Origin of the sequence: Peptacetobacter hominis, from assembly GCF_006861675.1 — a bacterium.
In the GTDB taxonomy this organism is placed as follows: Bacteria; Bacillota; Clostridia; order Peptostreptococcales; family Peptostreptococcaceae; genus Peptacetobacter; species Peptacetobacter hominis.
Genome location: NZ_SGJB01000029.1, coordinates 1 through 3,105 on the forward strand (window position 1 = coordinate 1; position 3,105 = coordinate 3,105).

Annotated in this window: 3 protein-coding genes; 1 reads left to right on the top strand and 2 read right to left on the bottom strand. The window is 32.4% G+C overall.

The genetic code is table 11. From position 1 onward, the window contains the following. Nucleotides 1-94 precede the first annotated feature (94 nt). Entirely contained in the window at nt 95-322 is a 228-nt protein-coding gene (locus EXD82_RS10010) for a hypothetical protein (protein ID WP_142536776.1), read from the bottom strand. Next, complete coding sequence (locus EXD82_RS10015) at nt 309-875, bottom strand: replication/maintenance protein RepL (protein WP_142536777.1); 567 nt, start codon at nt 873-875, stop codon at nt 309-311. Before EXD82_RS10015 ends, EXD82_RS10010 begins: the two co-directional genes overlap by 14 nt. 919 nt (nt 876-1,794) lie before the next feature. On the opposite strand from EXD82_RS10015, the gene mobV reads away from it, so the two are divergent. Beyond that, nucleotides 1,795-2,994 carry a MobV family relaxase gene (gene mobV, locus EXD82_RS10020; protein ID WP_174919232.1) on the top strand — a complete coding sequence of 400 codons (1,200 nt, stop codon included), beginning with the start codon at nt 1,795-1,797 and terminating at the stop codon, nt 2,992-2,994. The last annotated feature ends 111 nt before the right edge of the window (nt 2,995-3,105 follow it).

Below are 3,105 nucleotides of genomic sequence, written 5' to 3' on the forward strand. Positions count from 1 at the left end.
GTGGCGGATCGACATACGCTTTTAAGCGTAGCTGGAAGTTGAGCCTTATAGGCGTCAAATGAAGAACCCCCAGTTTTACTGGGGGGTTCCTTTTTTATTTCTTTTTCACTGTCAGCTTAAGAGGGTTTCCACTCATTTTCATTAATCTCAATAATGTTTCATCAGAAAAACAGCTAACTTCTCCATTTGGATTTATTTCTAGTCCTAATATTTTTCCAATAACTGCGAATTGTATATCTGATAAATCTATACAATTCGTTTCATCATTGATATATACACATAACTCGGCTCCTTCCCAAATTATATTCTTATTCATTTCCATTAGTTTCACCTTCTATCATCAAATTTTTATCGTAATGCGATTCTCTTTCTTTATCAATTTCTTTTCTTTTAGTTCTGTTATAACTTATTTCATCTACTGGAGTATCACTTTCGTAGTAGCTAAGGAGTATTTGTCTTTTATGGTCATTTCCTTTCATCAAAATATTTGGATTTACTAGCCAAACTCCATTTTGTACTTTTTTTATGAAGTTGTTTTCTTGTAATTTTTTCATTATCTTTGCTATTGTTGGTCTTGAAACACCAACATCTTGAGATATTTTTGTGTATGTTCCAATGAATGTATTATTACTTTGATTAGTATTTTCTGCAATATAAATAAATATATCTAATTGTTTACTGTCTATTATACCTAGAACGGTAAGAAAATCCATTAAATAACATTTCCAAAAGTTCTTTGTCCCATATGTACGTTTTGTTATTTGGTCTACCCAAATATACTCTCCTGTTTCTGTATCTAATAATTCTCTTTGCTTTGTTCCTATTAAAGTTTGGGTATTACTTATATATTCCATAGATTCATCATATTTTTTCATTTTACCCTCCATATCGGTTAATTTGAATTTTACATTTCGGTTTACTTTGTAAACTATAATGTAAATTATAATATTACCAATTAATTAAGTCAATATTAACAAATTAGTTAATTGAAAATTAACCAATCAGTAAGCATTTATTAACTGATTGGTTTATTTTAGTTAACCGATGAAAAACCCTATAATAGTTGAAATTTCAACATTTATAGCCATTTAATTTTTTTTTTACTCTTATCTAATATAAAAGGGGCTATCGCCTACCTTTTTTCGAGCCTAACGGCAAGATAAATCAGTTTCAAATTTGATACATTTTGTATCAAGTTTGAAACATAAACGTATCATCATATGATGCATAGAAAATATCCAACAAAAAAGACCTTGGGGACGACTTTGAAAAGTCCCCCCAACACCCCCATCAAACTTCAGCACAGGGGCTAGCCCCTGACCCCATACTCGCCGTAAGCGACTCCAGAAGCCTTTCTAAGGCTCTGGAGAGCGTCAAGAGTATGTTTGGCTTTCCACTTCATCAAGAGCCTTTCTCGGCATATTCTCGAAGCCCTAAAGGGCTTCTGCGATATTCCAAGATACTCTTGACGAGCTACAAGCCTTTTGACCTTTGAGAGTAGTGTTGTTTTACAAGTGAGCAAACCCTCAAAGCGAAGTCAAAGGTGGAGATTAAAAATGGTAATTCCTGAAAGGATCTGCCATTTTTAATACTACCTTGACGAGCAGGAAGAATACACTGGAGAAACGGACGGTGCGACCGTCCGCTGCCACACGGCGAGTGTGGGGGTATTGGGGGCAACGCCCCCAAGGTCTTAGCCCTCTGCAAGAGCGAACCTTTACAACGTAAAGTCTAGTAAGTTATACTTTATATAAAGTACCTCCGGGATACCAATAAAAAAAAGGAATGATAAAAATGAGTTATGCAATTTTCAGAATGGAAAAAATGAAATCAACTGTTATTGATAAGTGTCAGAGACACAATCAGAGAGAAAATAAAAATTATTCTAATCAAGACATAGATAAGACAAAATCTGCAATGAATTACGATTTAGTGAATGATGATAAAATAAATTATCGTTTAGCTATTGATTCAATAATATCGAAACGTAGGAAATCTACAAAGGCTCTTAGAAAAGACGCTATTATTAGCGTTGAATGTTTATTTACATCTGATAAAGATTTTTTTGAGCGTATAGGAGTTGATGAAACAAGAAGATATTTTGAAACGGCTCTTGATTTTATGAAAAGTGAGTTTGGAGAAGAAAATATTGTATATGCTAATGTTCATATGGACGAAAGAACACCTCATATGCACGCCAATTTTATTCCGTTGACTTCAGATGGACGATTGAGTGCTAAAGATATGGTAGGTGGGAAAAAGCAGCTTACAATTTTCCAAAATAAGTTTTGCAAGTATATGCAAGATAATGGTTTTGATGTTGAAAGAGGTATTTCTGCAGAACAAACCAATCTGAAACATAAAAAAACTCAAGAATATAAAAAAGAATCTTATCGTGAAGTTCTGGAAGCCGAAAAGAGACTTCAGGAGTTACAAAACAATATTAAACATCTCGAAGAAAAGAAACAGAACCTTGAATCGTTCCTGGAGGATCAGGACGATGAAAAGGTGAAAGTTTTGCAGAAATATGAATCTGAAATTGAAAAATTAGAAGAAAGAGATGAATTAAAAAATACGGTTATAACAAAAAATATAGCTTTAAGAAAAGTATTAGATGATGTTTTCTATAATGTTCTAGTTTCTTTAATGGAAGCCGACCTTGAAAAATATAAAAAAGTTAACAAATCAATATCTGATAAATTTAAAATTGAGTATGAGAACAAACTTTTTTCATTCTTTGAGTTTGGTAAAGAATTTTTTTATAACGTTCTTGATGGATTTTGTTCTGTAAAATTTAAGGAGCAAAAATTATTTGATGTAGAAATAACTTCTAAAAGCACTAAGAAAAAATTTATAAGAGACTTAGAACTTAATGTTTTTAAAAAGGGAGGCATTGAATATATTATCAAAAATGAATCAAAGAATTTTTCTGATGGATATGAGGAAGCCCAAAAAGAATATACTAGAAGAAAATCATATGACCTGGAAAGATAAAGAGCGATGGATCTTCTATACTCCATCGCTCTTTTTGTATATAGAAAACCCCCAGTTAGACTGGGGGTTCAATAAGGCTTTTAGCTTTGAGTCTTTGACAAAGAAACTCCT

Coding starts and splice junctions, on each gene's coding strand:
- EXD82_RS10010 (WP_142536776.1), bottom strand. CDS start 322: ATGGAAATGAATAAGAATATAATTTGGGAAGGAGCCGAGTTATGTGTA.
- mobV (WP_174919232.1), top strand. CDS start 1,795: ATGAGTTATGCAATTTTCAGAATGGAAAAAATGAAATCAACTGTTATT.
- EXD82_RS10015 (WP_142536777.1), bottom strand. CDS start 875: ATGAAAAAATATGATGAATCTATGGAATATATAAGTAATACCCAAACT.